This is a genomic window from Rhizobium sophoriradicis, from assembly GCF_025200795.1.
Lineage (GTDB): Bacteria > Pseudomonadota > Alphaproteobacteria > Rhizobiales > Rhizobiaceae > Rhizobium > Rhizobium sophoriradicis.
In genome coordinates this window covers 125,172-142,532 of the sequence record NZ_CP104155.1, presented here as the reverse complement: position 1 = coordinate 142,532, position 17,361 = coordinate 125,172, and the positions used below count along the sequence as shown (strand labels likewise).

At 55.5% G+C, this 17,361-nt stretch carries 18 protein-coding genes and 2 pseudogenes; 14 read left to right on the top strand and 6 right to left on the bottom strand.

Annotation, left to right across the window (positions count from 1 at the left end; all coding sequences use genetic code 11):
• Positions 1–936: 936 nt before the first annotated feature.
• The 4 genes and pseudogenes from N2597_RS29175 to N2597_RS29160 all read right to left on the bottom strand — a co-directional run bounded on the left by N2597_RS29175 (position 937) and on the right by N2597_RS29160 (position 2,447).
• Complete coding sequence (locus tag N2597_RS29175) at positions 937–1,239, bottom strand: ATPase inhibitor subunit zeta (protein ID WP_009995593.1); 303 nt, start codon at positions 1,237–1,239, stop codon at positions 937–939.
• A 265-nt stretch (positions 1,240–1,504) separates the two neighbouring features.
• On the bottom strand, positions 1,505–1,786 hold the full coding sequence (locus tag N2597_RS29170) for a hypothetical protein (protein WP_183600125.1): 282 nt from the start codon (positions 1,784–1,786) through the stop codon (positions 1,505–1,507).
• 172 nt (positions 1,787–1,958) lie between these two features.
• A pseudogene (locus tag N2597_RS29165) lies at positions 1,959–2,154 on the bottom strand (thermonuclease family protein); the annotation flags it as partial.
• Positions 2,155–2,183: 29 nt separating this feature from the next.
• Positions 2,184–2,447, bottom strand: coding sequence for a hypothetical protein (locus N2597_RS29160; protein ID WP_225880865.1), 264 nt, complete (start codon positions 2,445–2,447; stop codon positions 2,184–2,186).
• 213 nt (positions 2,448–2,660) lie between these two features.
• On the opposite strand from N2597_RS29160, the gene N2597_RS29155 reads away from it, so the two are divergent.
• From N2597_RS29155 to N2597_RS29135, 5 genes and pseudogenes are all read left to right on the top strand, one after another.
• Positions 2,661–3,017 carry a response regulator gene (locus tag N2597_RS29155; RefSeq protein WP_086156556.1) on the top strand — a complete coding sequence of 119 codons (357 nt, stop codon included), beginning with the start codon at positions 2,661–2,663 and terminating at the stop codon, positions 3,015–3,017.
• A gap of 10 nt (positions 3,018–3,027) precedes the next feature.
• Positions 3,028–3,168, top strand: a pseudogene (locus tag N2597_RS29150) (non-homologous end-joining DNA ligase); the annotation flags it as partial.
• 255 nt (positions 3,169–3,423) lie between these two features.
• A complete protein-coding gene (locus tag N2597_RS29145) occupies positions 3,424–3,765 on the top strand; it encodes a hypothetical protein (RefSeq protein WP_225880864.1) in 342 nt (113 codons plus the stop codon).
• Positions 3,766–4,104: 339 nt separating this feature from the next.
• Complete coding sequence (locus tag N2597_RS29140; RefSeq protein ID WP_225881504.1) at positions 4,105–4,479, top strand: hypothetical protein; 375 nt, start codon at positions 4,105–4,107, stop codon at positions 4,477–4,479.
• Positions 4,480–4,671: 192 nt separating this feature from the next.
• On the top strand, positions 4,672–4,983 hold the full coding sequence (locus tag N2597_RS29135; protein ID WP_183600127.1) for a hypothetical protein: 312 nt from the start codon (positions 4,672–4,674) through the stop codon (positions 4,981–4,983).
• A gap of 62 nt (positions 4,984–5,045) precedes the next feature.
• Here N2597_RS29135 and N2597_RS29130 read toward each other — a convergent pair whose 3' ends face one another.
• Positions 5,046–6,497, bottom strand: coding sequence for a CYTH and CHAD domain-containing protein (locus N2597_RS29130; protein ID WP_183600129.1), 1,452 nt, complete (start codon positions 6,495–6,497; stop codon positions 5,046–5,048).
• Between the two features lie 210 nt (positions 6,498–6,707).
• Here N2597_RS29130 and N2597_RS29125 point away from each other — a divergent pair, with 210 nt between their 5' ends.
• Together N2597_RS29125 and N2597_RS29120 are read left to right on the top strand one after the other, a co-directional pair.
• Complete coding sequence (locus tag N2597_RS29125; RefSeq protein ID WP_341356279.1) at positions 6,708–7,061, top strand: NUDIX hydrolase; 354 nt, start codon at positions 6,708–6,710, stop codon at positions 7,059–7,061.
• Positions 7,062–7,471: 410 nt separating this feature from the next.
• Entirely contained in the window at positions 7,472–8,032 is a 561-nt protein-coding gene (locus N2597_RS29120; RefSeq protein ID WP_183600149.1) for a GNAT family N-acetyltransferase, read from the top strand.
• 50 nt (positions 8,033–8,082) lie between these two features.
• Here N2597_RS29120 and N2597_RS29115 read toward each other — a convergent pair whose 3' ends face one another.
• A complete protein-coding gene (locus N2597_RS29115) occupies positions 8,083–10,044 on the bottom strand; it encodes an elongation factor G (RefSeq protein ID WP_183600133.1) in 1,962 nt (653 codons plus the stop codon).
• 329 nt (positions 10,045–10,373) lie between these two features.
• Between N2597_RS29115 and N2597_RS29110 the strand changes: the two genes are divergently transcribed.
• The 7 genes from N2597_RS29110 to N2597_RS29080 all read left to right on the top strand — a co-directional run bounded on the left by N2597_RS29110 (position 10,374) and on the right by N2597_RS29080 (position 17,277).
• Positions 10,374–11,519 carry a hypothetical protein gene (locus N2597_RS29110; protein ID WP_183600135.1) on the top strand — a complete coding sequence of 382 codons (1,146 nt, stop codon included), beginning with the start codon at positions 10,374–10,376 and terminating at the stop codon, positions 11,517–11,519.
• Between the two features lie 165 nt (positions 11,520–11,684).
• The gene (locus N2597_RS29105; RefSeq protein ID WP_183600137.1) at positions 11,685–12,731 is read left to right on the top strand and encodes a hypothetical protein; all 1,047 of its coding nucleotides are present in this window, start codon (positions 11,685–11,687) and stop codon (positions 12,729–12,731) included.
• Positions 12,732–12,825: 94 nt separating this feature from the next.
• Entirely contained in the window at positions 12,826–14,682 is a 1,857-nt protein-coding gene (locus tag N2597_RS29100) for an SMEK domain-containing protein (RefSeq protein WP_183600139.1), read from the top strand.
• Positions 14,645–15,439 carry a hypothetical protein gene (locus N2597_RS29095; RefSeq protein ID WP_183600141.1) on the top strand — a complete coding sequence of 265 codons (795 nt, stop codon included), beginning with the start codon at positions 14,645–14,647 and terminating at the stop codon, positions 15,437–15,439. Before N2597_RS29100 ends, N2597_RS29095 begins: the two co-directional genes overlap by 38 nt.
• A gap of 48 nt (positions 15,440–15,487) precedes the next feature.
• Complete coding sequence (locus tag N2597_RS29090; protein WP_183600143.1) at positions 15,488–15,850, top strand: hypothetical protein; 363 nt, start codon at positions 15,488–15,490, stop codon at positions 15,848–15,850.
• The gene (locus N2597_RS29085) at positions 15,840–16,238 is read left to right on the top strand and encodes a hypothetical protein (protein WP_183600145.1); all 399 of its coding nucleotides are present in this window, start codon (positions 15,840–15,842) and stop codon (positions 16,236–16,238) included. Before N2597_RS29090 ends, N2597_RS29085 begins: the two co-directional genes overlap by 11 nt.
• Positions 16,216–17,277, top strand: coding sequence for a radical SAM/SPASM domain-containing protein (locus N2597_RS29080; RefSeq protein ID WP_183600147.1), 1,062 nt, complete (start codon positions 16,216–16,218; stop codon positions 17,275–17,277). Before N2597_RS29085 ends, N2597_RS29080 begins: the two co-directional genes overlap by 23 nt.
• Positions 17,278–17,361 lie beyond the last annotated feature (84 nt).

Here is a 17,361-nt window from a genome sequence, read left to right as displayed (position 1 = left end):
TCATGAGAGACTATAGCACGCAGGCGGCGACAGTGGGATTCATTTCGCGGCTCCCGTATCATCGCGGCCGCCGGCTTGGTTTGCCGTCGCCGAACGAGCCGAGACAGAGCCCGCCCCTCTCGCCCCGTGACCGAGTGGCCCCAGGACGGAACATTATAGGGCGCCTGGCACAGCGTTCGTCGCTTTTGCCTTGGATAAAGCGCAATGGAGGCGCATATTCGCATATCGGCAGCCAATGAAACGGGCGCTGCCGATCAAGGGGTGGCTCCCTTCGCCCCAATCAAAGGAGGACAAGATGTCTTCCACCTTCAAGCGCTCTTCTCATATCGTGGCTTACGGTGACTTCTTATTCAGGGCTTCCATCCTGGCGAGCTTCGCCGTCATCATTAGTTTAATTTTGAGAGGATGGTTATGGTAGTAATCATCACAACTGGAACTGCTGCGAAACGCGACGAGAATTGGCGGCTGCGGTCCGTCCTCAAGCGAGCGGACGACGCGACGACAGATCTCGCGGCTTCAGAAAATGGCGACCATCACGAAGAGGCGATGGTGATAAGACGCATCAGGGCGGCGACGATCCTGACGCCCGCCTACCCCTCTTCGAGACGGCGGAAGCTGCATGCCGACCCTGAGGCTTTGGCATCATGGGAGAACGAAGGAGGCGCCACACGAGCTGTGCACCCGCCTGCGGACAAGAAAAATTGATGACGCCGCGAGGCGATTTAGCGAGGCCATGATCGCGCTCGTCGCCGCGGCTGGGTTCGCAATCACCGAGTAGCTAGACGCGCCGGATACTGACCCGCAGACGACTATTTCCACCACCGCTTCTGAGCCAGCACCGGCACCAGTGAAACCGACGGCTCCGACGGACAGCAATCCGACGCCTGCACCCGCTGCTTCTTCACAGCAATAATGCTGCCATTTGACCAGTTGTGCTCAAAGCTGTTCAGTGGCCTCGAACATAAATTCGCGCATCTTTGTTGCGACGTCCTGCTCGCTGAGATTGCGACCTGCCGCTTGAAGATCAGATAGCGCTTTCGAGAGAACGCCAGGGTCCCCACCTTTGAAGCGGGCATCAGTGATCTCATCGGCATAAGCTACAAAGTCATCTCGATCAATGAGTCCTGCGACCCACTTCGCTAAAAGCTTGTCGCAACGCGATTTGAGCTTGAGGACCCTCTCTGCGTCCCGAAAGTATTGATCTTCCATTCCCTTTTCTCGGTCTCTTAAGTCGACCATATTTTCCTCCTGATTTTTGTTATCGAACCCCCTCAACGCCTGAGTTTGCGGATAGGAACCGGGCTGACGCGCTCCCAACTTCCGAGGGTCGACCCCAAAGATCGCTCCGAATCTTGGGACTGGGTCAAAGAAAAAACGCCCGCAATGCTCGCAGGGCAAAGTGGTATATGTGAATGTCGGGAACGATGTCGACGGTGCATTACACCCTTGCCCTAAACCACCCCTGATGTCCCAGAAGTTCCACGGAATAGATCGCGTCGTTGAGTCAATGAGCTATGCGCGGTTTTATTGCGATTTGGCTCATCTGGAACTGACCTAGCAACCGGATGCCTTCCATGACAGAGGTTCTCGCGGTTTCCGGTTCAGCTCGGGCAAGATCCGAGGAATCTCGAAACAGCGTTGCCGCCAATTCCTCCAACTGAGGCCAGTTAGGATATTGCTGAACCTTGGCGATTTCGGCCGAAGACTGGAGCTTTGAAGCCAGGGCGCGTATGACCGCCTCGCGGCGTTCCCTGCTCATATCTTCCAAAGGCATTTTATGGGACATGGTGCACTCCTTAAGAGGGTGCTGTCCGAAAGATGACCGAGAAGTGGCGACAACCATTCTCCGGATAAGCTTATTCTGAGATAAGGCGACGCCGATCCATTTCAAGCCATGCTCGAAATCCAGCACCCACCTTTCAGGTGTGTTGGGAATTGAGCAAGCGATGGGTCTAAGATCAATCGCACCAACCATTATGTCCCGGCAAGCCCTCCTTCCGCAGCTTCTTCCCGATCTTTTCGCAATTCGTCTCGAGAGATATTAACGAGCGGCCGGTGCGATGGCGTCTTGTCCACCGCGCCGCTGAACATCACACGCAATCCCTTTTGGGCCAGTAACTCTTTTAGGCGGCCCTTCGCAATCAACGCCAGCTTGATACCGCAACGCTGGGCAACGAGCACCCTCAGCGCCTCATCGCTGCCGCCGGTGGGAGGAGATGGCCTTGTTTGTCCCGGAGCCCGAGCTCGCACTCGTCTGAGATCCTGCGCAGATGCTCCTCGTGCTGGGCCTGCAACAGGTGGAAGCGTTCCAATAAATCCGCAGCGTCTTCGGTCGGTAAACCCATGAGGCGCAACCGCTCAATCAAAGCGATCTGGTCAGCGATGTGCTTCTCGCCCTCGAGTACGTGCCTTAAGGCCATCTCGGCCGGCGTCTCATCGCTACCCATTCGGTCACTATACCGCGATGAATGACTTGGCGACGGTGGCCCCCAATACTTTTAAATCAATTCCTGATGCGCCAAGTCGCCGGGATTAAAGCCAATGAACGAGAGCCACGAGATGCTCGGAGACAACAAGTAAGGAACTGAGGCCGATCTGACAAGTTAGAGTGGGCGCAAAACTTTGAGTCGTGCCGTGGGCAAAACAACGATGTGAGGGAAATGGCAGAACGCATCCACTCCGTGCTGGTCGTCGAGGACGAATTTTTTATTGCACACCAACTACAAGACGCACTCGAGGCAGGAGGATTTCTGGTGCTTGGGCCAGCGGCAACAGTTACGGAGGCGATTGATTTGATCAACAGTGAACGGCCCGATGCAGCGGTTTTAGATTTCAATCTGGGCCGCGAGAATGTTGTACCTGTAGCACTTCATCTAAAGACGCTCAAAGTGCCGTATGTCCTCGCCACAGCGTATGACAAAACGGGATTGGCATCGGCATTCCTCTTTGCCGATGCTTTGAATCTCGGCAAGCCAACAGATTTGCAGCGGCTCGTCGAGACAATTCGGTCTCTGTAGGTCACGGGTATTGAAATGGGACGGCTCTCGCCTGGCTGTCCACATCGAGCCGTCCGACGTCCGTGTTCACGCGCGGCGCCACGATTGGACCGATCGCTTCCCTGCGATCGCGGCCGAGGCAAAACGCCCTCCCGTCTCCACCGCGATACTCGGCTGGAACTTCTATACTTCATCGATGTTGTTCTCCGCATGAGCAACACAGAGCAAACAGCCGCGAAAGGCATGAAACCCGGGCTAGCTATTTCATCACCGTGGCAATCGTGGCGGCGGCGCGTCCGGCTTTTTTCGCGCCGGGGCAGCCATAGATGACATTGCGGCGGCGCCCGGCCGCGAGCGAGCGCGGCCAACAAACCGCAGGGACAAATGGCACCAGGTACCGGGATAGGCGTGGGACTAGGAGTGGTTCTTGGTGCCGCCATTCTCGGGAACATTCCACTCGGGATTGCTGTGGGCGCTACCGCCGGTGCTGCAGCCGGATGGTTTGCTTGCAATCGGAGCAGATGAGATGAGCGAAAACTTCAGCGCCAAAGAAACCTTCGCTATATACGGTGAGAGTGAAACCACCGTTACATTCGTTCGGGATGAATTCTTCACTGAGGAAAAGACCTTCCCGACCATGCGAGATGCTGTCGATTACCTGAAGGCATTGTCCCCTATCCCGCTCGAGATAGTTCTACGCATCCGCGCTCACGGTCGCGACATACCTTTCGACCGCAAGAGTATAGCGAAGCTGATGCACGAGCTTTGATCCAATGAAGGATGATCCGCCTCGACAGCACCTCATGTCAAACAGTGGCTGCATTTTCCTTTAGTTCGTTCTTAATCTTTCCTAGAAGAACCTCGCCCTCGCCCGCTTTGCAGAAGTGGTGCGTGCATATTCAGGCGCAATGCACAGTGATGGGTGGCTCGGGCGGGAATGGCGGAGGCGCGAACACTCACAGGCCTGACCGCTTTTTGCTGCCCCCCGGAATATACAGTTTGCCAGCCGTGTTGATTAGGCGCATGGTAGGTCTTCAGTAGCTGTTTCTCAGGGCGCTACTGCGTGGAGGTCGGTTGTTGCCTTCGCCCCAAATTGAAGGAGGACAGCATGTCTTCCAATCTCCACATATCTGTGCGGACCTCTGACCTGGCTGTATTGCAAGGCGTCCTCGACGACGCCGGATACGATTCCACAAGTAGCCTCGCAGATCCGAAATATTACAACATCGCCGTCAAATTGCTGTTCAATCTTTATAATGATGGAATGACCTCGCCTGCCGCCCTTTCCATCGAACTCAGCCGGCACTTTGGAAAAACACCACTGTCCTCGAAATCATCCGCGGAGTTCGAAAAAAATCGCAAGTCGATCCAGGGGATCCGTTCAGCTGTTGTGGTTAAGGCGCCCCCGGCGCCTGAACAGACACTCATCGCCCTCGCGCAAGCATCGGCGGCGCAGGAAAGTCATCGACGCTCCGTGCCATGAACTGCCTGCAACTCAGTGACACGGCGTCGGAATGCCCCCGGCAGATGAACCTGCTGCTTTATATCATCGGGGTAGCCCGGCAGAGCGACCAAGCCGTTCACTCAAGCCCGTTGCTGCACTTGCCGAAACCATAAATCGGCAACAGTGCGCCGGGAAACGGCACAATAATGGGCACCATCAGAGGAGGCTGAAATGCGAGAAGCACGAAAGGAATTTGCAGCGAGCACAAACGGAGACAAATGGTATCTCGGACATAACGGAACTGCGGACCAGCATATCGTGATCCATCGCGCCAACGACGCCTCCGGCGGCACTGAGACGAGATGGCCGATTTCGAGCTTTCTGGAGCACTTCGGCGATCATCCGCAAGGTCAGGCTCTTCGCGAGGCACTGCGCGATGCCGGATCTGCTGAACTGGAAGCACCAAGCGAACATACGCCCGTTGCGCAGAAACCGGTGATTTCTTTCCCTTGGTCTCGCAATATGGACCGCCTTAAGGATTAAGCCCAGTAATCACTCACCTTAAAGCGTTCTTGGGGCGCGCGAGCTATCGAAGATCCATGCTGCTATCTCCAGAAACGCTTGCTGTCGAGAACGTCATCGAGAGATGCTTGCGCTCGTTCGATCAGGGCTTCCTTGTCCGCATGGGAAATGACCGAATCTTTCGCCGGATGTCCGGACAGACCGTGCTTGTCCAGAACCTCCAGGCCAGTTGCCAGGTCGTTCAATGCGCCCAGATCGTCCTGAAGCGCTTCCATGGCCGCAAGAAATTTCTTATGCCGACGGACGCCCCGCGCGTCGTCGAAGAGTGAGGCGAAGAACTCTGCGGCGTATCTGAATCTCTTCGCATCCTTGCGAACCTCGTGTCTGTGGTCGTCGTCAAGCGTCGCCAAGGAGCCGCCGTCCCTCTTCAGCCGCTTCCGCTGCTTGTCCAATACACGTTCTGCAAAGCCCCGAGCGCTGGGAATCGCCACTGACGCCGCGCCGTTGCTAGGAAGGTAGTCGCCGCACTCCAGCCAATCGAACAGGTCGAGCATCAAGGTCCGAGACCGCGAAGAATTCAGAGCATCGATAGCGCCGCGGTAAACACTTTCCCGAGCCGACTTCAGCTTGAACACGAGATCAGGGTCCGTCGCTTTCGTCAGAAGGACGTCGACGTTGCGCGCCTCGCCGAGGACGACTGCTAGCCAGCGCAGCTCATCCTTCAGCCGCAGCGGCTCGTTTCCGGGAATGATTGGCTTGAACAGCGAAAAAGCCGAACGGAGACGACGCAGCGCCACCCGCGCTTGATGAAGCGCCTCCGGGTTGCGCCGATGAAGGAGAACCTCTTCATTCAATCGGAACTGGCGGAAACACGAAAGCGAGATGGCTCGAAAGGCCACGGCGGCATCCATATTCCGATCGAGATCCACACGCTCCGACTTGAACGCGGTCTTCTGCGCCTCGATTAGGCCGAAGCCTCGCTCCGCCTTCGACCGGACGCCGATCCTGAACTCGGCGACTGCGTCGATTTTTCTGGCGAACACGAACAAGTCGTTGGAGCTGCCGTCCTTCAGCTCGATCTCAGCTTCGAGGAAAGGAGAGAGCCGGTCCCCTGAAACAGCTTGTCCGGCATCGACGGCGACCTCGATCCGAGAACCATTTTCTTCCACCTTCCAGAGCCGTCTTTCGCAGACCGCGTCGAAGAGAGGTACAAGCTTCAGCTCGCCACCAAACTCTGCCAAAAGCGGGCTTGTGTGGTCGAGGACGGGTTCGTCGTTTTCGACGGGGGTCTCCCATTCCGATCTGGCAAAAAGTGCACGACTGGGGCCAGTAGCCTTTACCGTTTGCGTTCTCGCGGTCTCTACCTTCCGTATGCGAAGGGTGTAGCCATTGTTCCAAAGCCTGCGGTCGGCGGCATCGAAGTAAACAGAGCTTTGCTGGACAACCTCAGCGGGTTTGCCCAGGAGATCGGAACCAATCAAGGCATCGAAGGCTTCATGTGACAGATCAAGTTTGATTTCGGTTTCTGACGACATGATGAACTCCTCCTGCTTGACGACGGACTTCCAACGCGGATCTGACTGTCATAGTACGGTGTTACTGCGACCTGATGAAATAGAAAGAAATCTAAAACGGCTGTGCTCGCAAACGACAATAAGTCCCCGAGCGGCGATCTCGCCCGCGAAATTGCGCAGGCGGGCGCGATCTGTTATCGCAGAGCCGACGACGGACGACTTGAAGTGCTCATGGTCGGGAGCCGTCGGAACGGCAGGTGGGGCGTGCCGAAAGGACATCTCGCCGCCGGCGAGAGCAGCGACCTCACCGCGAGCCGCGAGTCGTTCGAAGAAGCAGGCGTCATCGGCAGTGTCGACAGAGCGGTATTTGGCTCTTTTACCTACCGGAAGGACAGCACCCCGCATCGCTACCATGTCGCCGTTCACCTTCTCGAGGTGACGGGTATTTCGGACGAGTATCCGGAGAAAACGATCCGCAAGAAGGCCTGGTTCCCGCTTGACGCTGCGGTCACCGAAGCGTCTCAGCCGGGACTGAGGGCGCTGATGGTGAAACTTGCCAATTCGATGAGAGTTCCTTCCTTTTGAAGGGTCCGCGTCGCGGCCGATATGTTCCAAGAGGTGCTGGACTACCACGTTGAGACGGTAGATTTTCCGAACTTGCTCGACCATCAGGACGCGTCGCGATGAGCCGCGACGAGCTTGCTGATGTAGGTTTGGGCCGAGATCGATCCTCGAATTGGATCCTCGCGATATTCGGGGCCGTCGGCAGTGAGAGCCGCCATCCGTTTCGAATTGAGCTTGAACAGGCATTCCACAACTTCCTTTCGCTCCTGTCGAAGGCCAGAATGGACCGAAGCGAAGCCGGAACCGCTGAGCCGGCAGCAACCGGTGTCGCTCCCACGCCATCTGGGTTACGATGCGTGGCTGAGAACGGGTGTAGCCGCTTGTCGGACCACCTGAGTTAGGAGGCCAGTGTGAGCCCAACAGTGAGATTGATGGCCGCGGCCGAGGAAGATCTTGCGGTCGAAACGGTCTTGCTGGCGTTTGCAGCCGATCCTATGGCGCGATGGACCTGGCCCAATACACACCAGTACCTTGCGGCCATGCCGCGAATGATCCGGGCGTTCGGGAGCAGCGCCTTCTCCAACGGAAGCGCCTTTTGCACCGACGGTTATGCCGGGACGGCGCTGTGGTTACCGCCCGGGGTGCATTCTGACGAGGAAGGACTTGGTGCGGTGCTCGAAAGCACCGTTGCGCCCTCTCTCGCCCCCGAAACCACGGTCATATTCGAGCAGATGGCCACGTACCATCCGAAGGAACCACATTGGTACCTGCCCCTGATCGGCGTCGACCCGGCGCATCAAGGCGAAGGTCACGGCGACGCCTTGATGGTGTACGCACTCGCAAGATGCGATCGCGATCACGCGCCAGCCTATTTGGAATCCTCGAACCCGCGCAACATTCCGTTCTACCGGCGCTACGGTTTCGAACCGCTCGGCGCGATCCAGGCCGGGTCATCGCCGACGCTCGTGCCGATGCTGCGGCCGCCCCATTGAGCTCGGTTCGATCCGACCGTGCTTGGGCGCCTTGAAGTGCCGCGAACATTTCAGTGTGCGGTGCCTGCTTTCTCCTTTGCCCTCACAATGGCGTCCGCTTCCTTGCCGTATAGTTCCTCGAAGTGATCGAAGGTCTTGGAAAAATAACCAATGCCCTGCGTCGCCGAGCGCAGCGATCGCGCCAGATCTTCAAGCGCGCCGCCCGGAACGAGCGCCCGGAAGATGTCCCATCCCTTGGCGGTTTCATCACGGTCGAAGCCGAGAACCTGACCGTTGAGAGCGGCGACGATCTGGACAAGGCTGCCGGAATAGACCGACGGGATGTGAAACTCCGTGCGGAAGACCGGCTGCATCAGGACGGGCGATCCTTCGGAAAGCGCCTGTCGCACCCCCATTCTCGACGCAGTCCGGAAGGCGTGTTCCGAACTGTCGACGGCATGGTGCTGACCATCCAACAGCGTTACGCCGACATCGATGACTTCGAAGCCTAGCGGTCCTTTCTCCATCGCTTCGCGCGCACCCGCTTCGACGGCGGGGAAGTAATTGCGCGGAACGGCGCCGCCCTTGACGGTTTCGCCAAAGGTGAAGCCCTGGCCGCGCTCGTTGGGGTGAATGTTCAACTTCACATCCGCGAATTGCCCGGCGCCGCCGGTCTGTTTGCGATGGCGGTAATGAACCTCCGATGGTTTGGCGATCGTCTCGCGGTAGATCGGGCTGGGCGTTCGCTCAGTCACCGAGATGTGAAAGACTTCCGACAGCGTTCGGCAGAGATCCCGCAGATGCACCGGCCCTTGGGCGCGGACGAGTTGAGCGCCCGTGCCTTCCTCCTGCAAGACTTTCAGGCCGCGATCCGTCTCGGAAAGTTTCGCCAGCGTTTCGGAAAGTTTGTTTTCATCGCGCTCGCTGCCCGGAACCAGGATCCTTTCAAGCATCGGCGTCGGTGGTTCCGTCCACTCAGGCGGGGCGACCACCGCGCCGGAGGCCAACAGCGAAGGGACGGGCAGGTGGTCGGACTTGACCGTCGCGAAGACATCCCCCGGCGCCGGCAGAACCGCCGAATTGGACCGCCCGTTTGCGAGATTTTGCACGGCGCCGAGGCTGGAGCCGCCCAATGATGCGCCTTGCCGCAGTCCCTCGCCAAGTGCGCGCACGAGCACCGTCTTGCCGACATTCTGGCGATGATAGGCATGGAAGCTCACGGCCACCAGCTTGCCTTCATCGACAGTTCCCGCATGAGCGAGACGCTGCCTGAGAATCCCGACCGGCGGCGCCTCGTGGCGCAGTGCCTTCATCAGCCTCATCATGCCGTTGCCGTGACTTGCAGCACCGATCAGGACCGGGATAATTCTGTTTTCCCTGAGAACCCGTGATGAAATGGCATAGAGCGCGTCGCTGGATGGCTCGCGGTCCTCGATCAGTTCCTCGAGAAGCCAGTCATCAAATTCGGACAGGTGTTCCAGGAGCTCGGTGCGCGCTTCGTGCTCGCGTTCGGCAGTGCTTTCCGGGATTGCGATCAGCGCCGAAGGCTGGCCTTCCCGGTAGCGCCACGCCCGTTCCGAAATCAGATCGCAACTGCCAACGATTCTGTCCCCCTCGCGGATCGGGATCTGGCGAAGCAAAAGCGTGTGGCCGGCGTAGTCTTGAAGCGCGGCGATCACATCCCTCAACCGCCCTCTCGGTTCGTCCATCCGGTTGACGAAGAGGATGCAAGGCGTCCCCGAGGCTTCGATTATCCTGAGATAGGGCGCGGCGAGCACAGCCTCCTCGGGTGCCGATGAAACGCACAATATGCAGGCATCGCTGGCAAGAAGCGCGTGCTGCGCATGCGCCAACGCTTCGTTGGGTCCTGGCGCATCCAGTGCACACCACGCCTCGTTTCCGAAGGTGAACTCTGTGAGGTTCAATCCATAAGGGGAACTGGATTTTCTCGGCGTCCCCTCCAGCGAGCCGAGCTTTTCCACGACTGTCGATTTTCCGGTCTGCGAAGGTCCAAGCACGGTAAAGCAGCGCATCGGCATTCCTCCAACTGCCAAAACACATTTTCAGCCATCATAGGATGCCCTGAACCGCTGCAAGGCGCCAGAGGTGTTCAGTTTTTCAACGCTTTGACCTGGCGGGCAACGCACGCCGCCGGCGTACTGTTCGAAATCGCTGTGGTTAAATACGGATCGGCTTGACCGAGATCGCGATGCTTGGCATACAAAGCGTGGCCCTACACGCGGGCCGGTGTGCCCGCCACGCAAAGCTATGTCAGCGTTTCAATTCTGAAGTGTCACTCCGTGCCATTAGGCATGGTCTGGCCATTAGCGGGCACATGGTCGGATCATTTCAGGATATGGATATGACCGAAACAAAAGAACTTAGCAGACTTAAGCTTCTAGCCAAACGATACGCTCGGGCCAATAGGATCGCGCAGCATCAGGCTCTTGACTTGGTCGCAGGGGAACTGGGTTTCCCTAACTGGAACAAACTCATCTCCGTCAGCAAGAAGGGGTGGCTAGCCGATTCCGTACAAATGGCGAGCATCGAAGCCTTCGTCACGCGCGCCCTTCCGGCGGCAATCTTCCGGGACGGTGATCCTGAAGCGATGGCCCGGCGCTTCGCACATCTCGAACAGGCCGAGCGGGGCATGATTGGGGACCATACATACCGTCTTCAAGAGATTCTCCACGAGGTAATAATAGCGGGAGAGGGATGGAGCATCAGGATACCTGAGAATCCTGGCGCGATCCCAATCGTCGAGACTTTTACCAACCAGGAGCGTGAATGCCCAGCGCTTGAACCGGAATTCTTACAGAAAGCACTCGAACTGGCTAGAGATCGGGCTGTTCAGGTTCGCGCGGAGATCTCTGCCGATTGGCCCCGTCGGTCTACAAAACCTGACCAGAGCGGCATGGTTCGCCACCCACTGTGCCGCGGTGAGTCTGACGTGTGGTTCTGTCTACATTGCGATGGAAAGATCACCAGCGCTCAGATCGCCCAAAACCTCTGGCATTGTCCAGCGTGCGGGGCATCGCCTCTCGACATCTTTGACACGGCGTTCTGGTCTGATGATAAGGGCGAGTCCTTCCTGCCGGTAAAAACTGACGGTTCCACGGATAGAGACGAACTCGATTTCCGGATTGTCGATAGCAGGCCCAAGCTCGACCTGACCGAAGAGAAGATCATTCTCCTCATCCGCAGCGCCTTGCTTGATGACGCTACCAACATCAGCGAGAAGCTGGGCGCTCTTCAGGCTGAGATCAGTGTCGATGACGAGAATGGGGTCTGGATTATTATTGAAGAGGATTTGTGGCCAGAGGGCAAGGATCCCGTTCAGGCTTTGGCCGTAGCGAAGCTACTAGGTCTCGAGGTTGAACGTTTATCGAGTTGGTCGACCATACCTTTCGCCTGGCCGAGGCTGGGCGAGATAGCCTCGAGCACCTGTGACTATACGCAAATGATGCTGGACGCCTATGCGCAGTATGGCGGCTCACCGACTAAGTAAGCGCAGGCATCGCAGTCTGTTTGCGACCAACGCTTTTGCCCAGACAGCCATGTTAATGGGTGGACGCATTGGTCGCGTCCTCTCTTGCCCGCGTCACCCACGCGCTTGCGAGCTTCGGGCCTACATGAATGCCCCTGAAATTGATCCGTTTGCCAAAGGTGGACCGTGAGCGAAGGGCAGCTACCTGAATCGCCTAAGAAAGCCTTCGACCTACTGGCGGCGGTGGCGTCCTTTGCACGCAAGAACGACATCAAGCTCAACGATCCCGCACTGGTCGATCACTTCATGGCAGACGCCGCACCGCATTTGCGGGAAGCGTTGGCCGATCCGACGCTGATACACGGCTCAAGAGCCGAGCGCCTGTTCGAGGCGACGGTGCTAAGCCTTGGGCAATTCAAGCTCCTGAAGGCCGAGGACGTCGGTCGCGTTCACGCCGCTGAGACCTTGCGAGCGCCGGATTTCCGCATCGTCCTTCATGACGGCGGGCAATGGCTTGTGGAAGTCAAGAACGTGCGGAGTACGGACCCCTTCAAGCAGGAACTGCGGATGTCGCGGAAGTACCTCAAGTCGATGCTGGCCTATGCAGATGCCGTCGGCACACCGCTAAAGTTCGCGATCTACTGGTCGGCGTGGAGGTTCTGGTCGGTGATCTCGCCGGAGCGCTTTCGGACCAGCAGCGGAGGCCTGCGCATCTCGATGCAGGAGGCGATGCTCGCCAGCGAATTTGAACGGCTCGGCGAGAAACTTATCATGACCAAGCCGCCGTTGCGCCTCGTGCTCGCCGCGGCGACCGACATGCCTCGGTCCGTCAGCGACGAGGGTTTGGCTAACTTCATGATCGCGGCGGCAAAGATCTACAGCCGTAACGTTGAGCTCACCGATCCGAAAGATCGCAAGCTTGCCCAGGTCTTGCTGTTTTATGGCGAGTGGGAGGTGAAGGGGCCAATTGCGCTCATGGAGGGTGATCGGATTGCTGGCGTCGAATTCGTCGCAAACCCGGTGGAGCCGACGCATCAGGGTTGGGAAGCCATCGGAATGGCAAGTCGGATTTTCAGCAGTTTTTATGCCAACCAGACGGTCGAAGGGGACCAGGTCACCCAACTCGACGGGGAACCGGCGCCCGAGTGGTTTATACCTCTGGCGAACTGGGATTTCAAAAGCAGCAAGTTGCCATTGCTCCTTGGCGTCATTCAACCCTCACATGGCACCTGATTATATCTGGTGACGAGTGCGACCATCGCTTGAGATGCAAATCGCCTTTGGGTAGCAATGATAAACTGCCTAGATTGAAGCGATCGAGCGCAACATGAATCGGGATGATTATTTAAACAGCAGCGCGAAGTACTTGGGGCGTTTAACCCACGAAATTAGGGCTTTGAACGCTATCGGCCGCTTTGATATCAACTCTGTCACCGAAGACTTCCTTGTCCCGGTCCTCAAAGTTCTTTTTGACGCCCCGAACCTACAGAATCAAAACGAGATCCAGCAAAATTTCCCCTCGATAGATCTCGGTTGTCAAACCTCGAGGATTTCGTTTCAGATCACGACGGACGCCTCGAGTGATAAGGTTGTTAAGACCCTTCAGAAATTCCGCGAGCACCAATTAGAAAGGATCTTCGATCGCGTTTTCGTACTGACGATCACTGAGAAACAATCGAGCTATACCGCCAAAACATTGAACGAGGCAATTGCGGCACTTCCGGTGTCGTTTAGTGTGTTGGAAAATATCCTCGATATCACAGATATCCTTAAGCATTTGCAGGGACTCGAGACAGCCAAGTTAGAGCGTATCGAGTTTTATCTGTCAGCAGAGTTCCGCAAGCGAGACGAACACCTGCAGTTTCGCGATCAGCTGGACAAATTCCTTGAATACTCCACCGCGAAAATCGAAGTAGAGAAAAAATCAAAGAAGTATATTCCTTCAATATTTGTGGAGACACACGCCACAAAAGAGGAGACGAGACTCTTCTCAAACCCAATATTCTTCTACAGGAAGGTTCAAGATGGATTAAAACGTCTCAATTATACTCATTTGAATTCACTTCTGAGGCTAGCGCGAGAACCCGAACTGGGCCTGGAATTCGACAATGGATTGTTGACTGCGAGCCCCCGAACTATCCCAGAACTGCGAGAGTGGATAGATGCCATCGAAGGAGCGATAGGCAACGAGCTGCAGAAGATCGGTCCAATGTCGTGGCGCTCAGCAGACTATGGAGGAAAATACAGACCCTCCAATGAAGACAGCGCAAATTGGTCACTCGCGCGACATAAACTTGAGGTGACATGCACAGGCGTCATACTTGAGCTTGAAGATGCCCGCTCGCAGCTTAAGCTAATTCAAAATAAGATTTTTCTGGTCACGAGCATGGCGGGCCAAGGTAAAACCAATTTCGTCTGTGATCTTGTTGATAATCAGTTCAAGGCGTTCGAAATACCGAGCATCTTCATTCCAGCTCGAGAATTGAATACCTATCCCGCACGCCAACGGCTAATCGGGTTTATATCCAACAATCGCTATATCCCACAATACTCTCGCATTCACCAGTACTTTGACCTGTTCAACAGCGTGGCGCTGGAGAGCAAAAAGCCGTTCATTATCGTCATTGATGGCATTAATGAGGTGAATGCGCTCGAGGAGTTCAACGATGAACTCAAAGATTTCTGTAACGCTGCCTGCCAATACGAGCTCATTAAAATAGTCATCACGTGCAGAAGCGAATTTTTCGACGAAAAGTATTCATCGATCTTAAACGAACCATTCAGTGACAAAATCCGCAGAGTAACAGACCTCCGATCGGAAATGTCGGACCTCAGTAAAGGGCGCCTTCTTCGATCCTACCTTAAACATTTTCATGTTGCCGGCAAATTCGCGCGGCCCGCGAGGGAGTTTCTTCAGAACGACCTACTACTATTGCGAATATTTTGTGAGCGTCACGAGGGGCTCGATGTCGGGCACCTATCGGACATCTATAAGGGTGATTTATTCGAAGATTTTTTGCTTAAGAAGATCGAATCCTTCCCCGAGCGGCTCCAGGGAAAAGCCCTTCCGACTTTGCTCAAGATCGCCTCATCGATGTTGGCAGCAAAGCAATACTCCACGCTATCCGTCAGAAATTTCGAAGACGATGAAAGGGATATCCGTCCAACGCTTAGTGGCCGATGACATCATCCTCAGACAAGAAATCGCCGGCAAAGGCCTGTCCAGTCTCGGAGATCTCGTCATATCGTTCACCTATGACGAACTCAGGGATTTCATCATTGCTTACAGCCTTGTCGGAACTTCTGAGGGAACTGCGGGATCGCTAAGTGAGACCCTGACAGGTCTGAAAGGCAGTCCGGTATTCGAGGGCGCTTACAAGTATGTCTATCTGCAAGCCCGTAAAACAAAGCACCGAGAAGCGCTTCAGGCGTGCGAACAAGCTGAGGATTTCGTCGAGCATTTCGCTCTGAATGTCCACCTCTTACCGCCCGGTATTCAGAACAACGAGGACGTGTCGAGGCTAAAAGTTATCCTTATGGATGTTTCCGAAGTAGCGCGTTTCCGACGTGCTGCCGTCTTCCTGCTAAATCGTCAATATCTGGATGAACTGCTCAATATCAGAATCCTTATTGAGCATTTGAATAGCCTAGACAGCCAAGCTCATCGACGGGCCGTCGAAACTTTATTTTCACGACCCCACGATTTCCCCTCGCGCAGCTGGGAGAAGCGGCTAAACGGTTTTGTTGAAAACGTCTGCGATTTGGGGTTGGACGACATTCTGGGAGATTATTCGCCGGAATGGTTGGTCTTCCTTCTTCACGCGTCATCGTTGGCGGGGTGGTACGAGCGGCAAAGGGTATCCATTTTATTTAACACCGGGAAAAGGGAAGCCAAGCTGCAAGGGGCTTTGGAGATCGCAGGGAATCGCAAAGCAACTTAGTCAGGCGATTGTTGTCAGAGATTGCTACGACGGAAAGGAGCGAATCTGATGGATGAGGAAGAAGTCCTTCCGGTGAACACCATTCCGAGGCGCTCTGATTTTCTAGCTGGCTTGGGAATAAAACCCGGCGGTTTGGGTGCACAGCTTTTTAGCGGTATTTATGACGGCATCTTCGTCAGCTCAATCGATCTTAGAGACCAGTACACACGGTATTACTGTGTCGAGTATCCTTCTTTTCAGATCTATTTGGAATGCGCGCACGAGATTTATCTTGATCTCGAAGAGCTCGAAAAGCAGCATATACTGAAGTTCAAATCGTCGATGCAGCTGATCAGCCGGCATTACGATGATAACGTGTTTGATAAGGTAATGGAGTGCGTGCGGAAGCTGGAGACTGCTCATGAAAATTAAGATGGACTTCGTCTCGAACAGTTCCTCAACATCGTTCGTATACATTGCAAAGGAGATGCTTTCGAAAGGCGATTTCCTTGAGGCTGCGGGCGTCGCGAAAGATAGCCCTGTTGCTCCATTATTTGAAGACATGTTTCGGCAACTGAGATCGAGTATTGAATCCGGGACGACGCTTGGTTCCGTCGAAGAGGTCGATGCCCTCACGGGACGGCACGATTTCACGCCAGAGGTCCTCGAGAGGATGCGTCACGCCTTAAAACAAGGGAAAACTGTCACGACCGGAAAGCTAAGTAGTGAGGAGTGCCTGGCAGAAAGCGTTCTCTGCATGGAGATTTTTGAGATCGAATCGGAAGGTTTTTATCTGAATGCCTACGACAACTACTGGTGAAAAAGCACTTCGGATTAACCGCTATAAGAGTCTCGGGTATACGACATTCTCCAACGCCCGGACTGGGTTTTTCGCTCGGGTACCGGATCAGGGAAAACCTGAGCCATTCTGGTCGCCAAATGGCCCAGAGCTGATGGATATATCGATCACGAACTGGTGCGACAAAGGATGCGTTTTCTGTTATAAATCATCGACCAAGCATGGCTCACATATGTCTCTCAGGGACTATAAGAGGGTCATTGATGAGGCCGCCGCAATGGGCACGTTCCAGGTAGCGCTCGGTGGCGGAAATCCTAATCAGCATCCGGATTTTGAGGAAATTCTCGATTATACATGGTCCAAGGGCATTGTGCCGAACTACACGACCAACGGACGAGGCCTCAACGAGTCAATACTGAGAGCGACGCAGCGAAACTGCGGCGCGGTTGCGGTGTCGGCGTACCCACCGTATCGCGAGACAGCGGAGACACTGCGTATTCTGGCCGATCGGAAGATCAAGACGAACGTCCACTTCATCATTGATGCGGAAAGCGTCGACACTGCAATCGACTGGCTCCGGGAGCCGCCGGAATTTCTGAAGAGGATTAACGCCCTGGTTTTCCTAAACTACAAGCCTTCTGGTCGCAAAATCTTCGAAAAGCGCCTACTTCGAAATAGTTCGCGGGTTGATGAGTTTTTCAAGCTGGCAACCTCACCTCATACGAAATTGAGGGTGGGTTTCGATGCATGTTGTGTAAGTGGTGTGTTCGCGAGAACGGCCGCCAGTAGGAGCTTGGTTGATGCATGCGATGCTGGTCGGTTTTCGCTTTATGTGTCCGAGGACATGAAAGTCTATCCATGTTCATTTCAAAGTGGATTGGCCAAGGGCGACCAGCTGGACGAGCGTAATTCCCTTCTCGATATATGGCGCGATTCAGAGAACGTTCGTTCATTCAGACGCTATTTCGCATCCGACAGGTGCGGCGGCTGCTCGCACAAGAAAAATTGCATGAACGGCTGTCCGCTTTTTGATCAGTTGGTTGTTTGCGGGAACCGGTGAAGCCGGTCGTGCTCTTTCATGCCAATCTCAGCAGCCGCGATCAGTGCCTACGTGATGGCAAGCAGCCGGGTTTCGCGACCGCGG

Bases quoted from the DNA above. Each gene is read 5' to 3' on its own strand.
- N2597_RS29175 (WP_009995593.1), bottom strand. From the start codon at position 1,239: ATGGTCGACTTAAGAGACCGAGAAAAGGGAATGGAAGATCAATACTTT.
- N2597_RS29170 (WP_183600125.1), bottom strand. From the start codon at position 1,786: ATGTCCCATAAAATGCCTTTGGAAGATATGAGCAGGGAACGCCGCGAG.
- N2597_RS29160 (WP_225880865.1), bottom strand. From the start codon at position 2,447: ATGGGTAGCGATGAGACGCCGGCCGAGATGGCCTTAAGGCACGTACTC.
- N2597_RS29155 (WP_086156556.1), top strand. From the start codon at position 2,661: ATGGCAGAACGCATCCACTCCGTGCTGGTCGTCGAGGACGAATTTTTT.
- N2597_RS29140 (WP_225881504.1), top strand. From the start codon at position 4,105: ATGTCTTCCAATCTCCACATATCTGTGCGGACCTCTGACCTGGCTGTA.
- N2597_RS29135 (WP_183600127.1), top strand. From the start codon at position 4,672: ATGCGAGAAGCACGAAAGGAATTTGCAGCGAGCACAAACGGAGACAAA.
- N2597_RS29130 (WP_183600129.1), bottom strand. From the start codon at position 6,497: ATGTCGTCAGAAACCGAAATCAAACTTGATCTGTCACATGAAGCCTTC.
- N2597_RS29125 (WP_341356279.1), top strand. From the start codon at position 6,708: ATGGTCGGGAGCCGTCGGAACGGCAGGTGGGGCGTGCCGAAAGGACAT.
- N2597_RS29120 (WP_183600149.1), top strand. From the start codon at position 7,472: ATGGCCGCGGCCGAGGAAGATCTTGCGGTCGAAACGGTCTTGCTGGCG.
- N2597_RS29115 (WP_183600133.1), bottom strand. From the start codon at position 10,044: ATGCGCTGCTTTACCGTGCTTGGACCTTCGCAGACCGGAAAATCGACA.
- N2597_RS29110 (WP_183600135.1), top strand. From the start codon at position 10,374: ATGACCGAAACAAAAGAACTTAGCAGACTTAAGCTTCTAGCCAAACGA.
- N2597_RS29100 (WP_183600139.1), top strand. From the start codon at position 12,826: ATGAATCGGGATGATTATTTAAACAGCAGCGCGAAGTACTTGGGGCGT.
- N2597_RS29095 (WP_183600141.1), top strand. From the start codon at position 14,645: ATGAAAGGGATATCCGTCCAACGCTTAGTGGCCGATGACATCATCCTC.
- N2597_RS29090 (WP_183600143.1), top strand. From the start codon at position 15,488: ATGGATGAGGAAGAAGTCCTTCCGGTGAACACCATTCCGAGGCGCTCT.
- N2597_RS29085 (WP_183600145.1), top strand. From the start codon at position 15,840: ATGAAAATTAAGATGGACTTCGTCTCGAACAGTTCCTCAACATCGTTC.
- N2597_RS29080 (WP_183600147.1), top strand. From the start codon at position 16,216: ATGCCTACGACAACTACTGGTGAAAAAGCACTTCGGATTAACCGCTAT.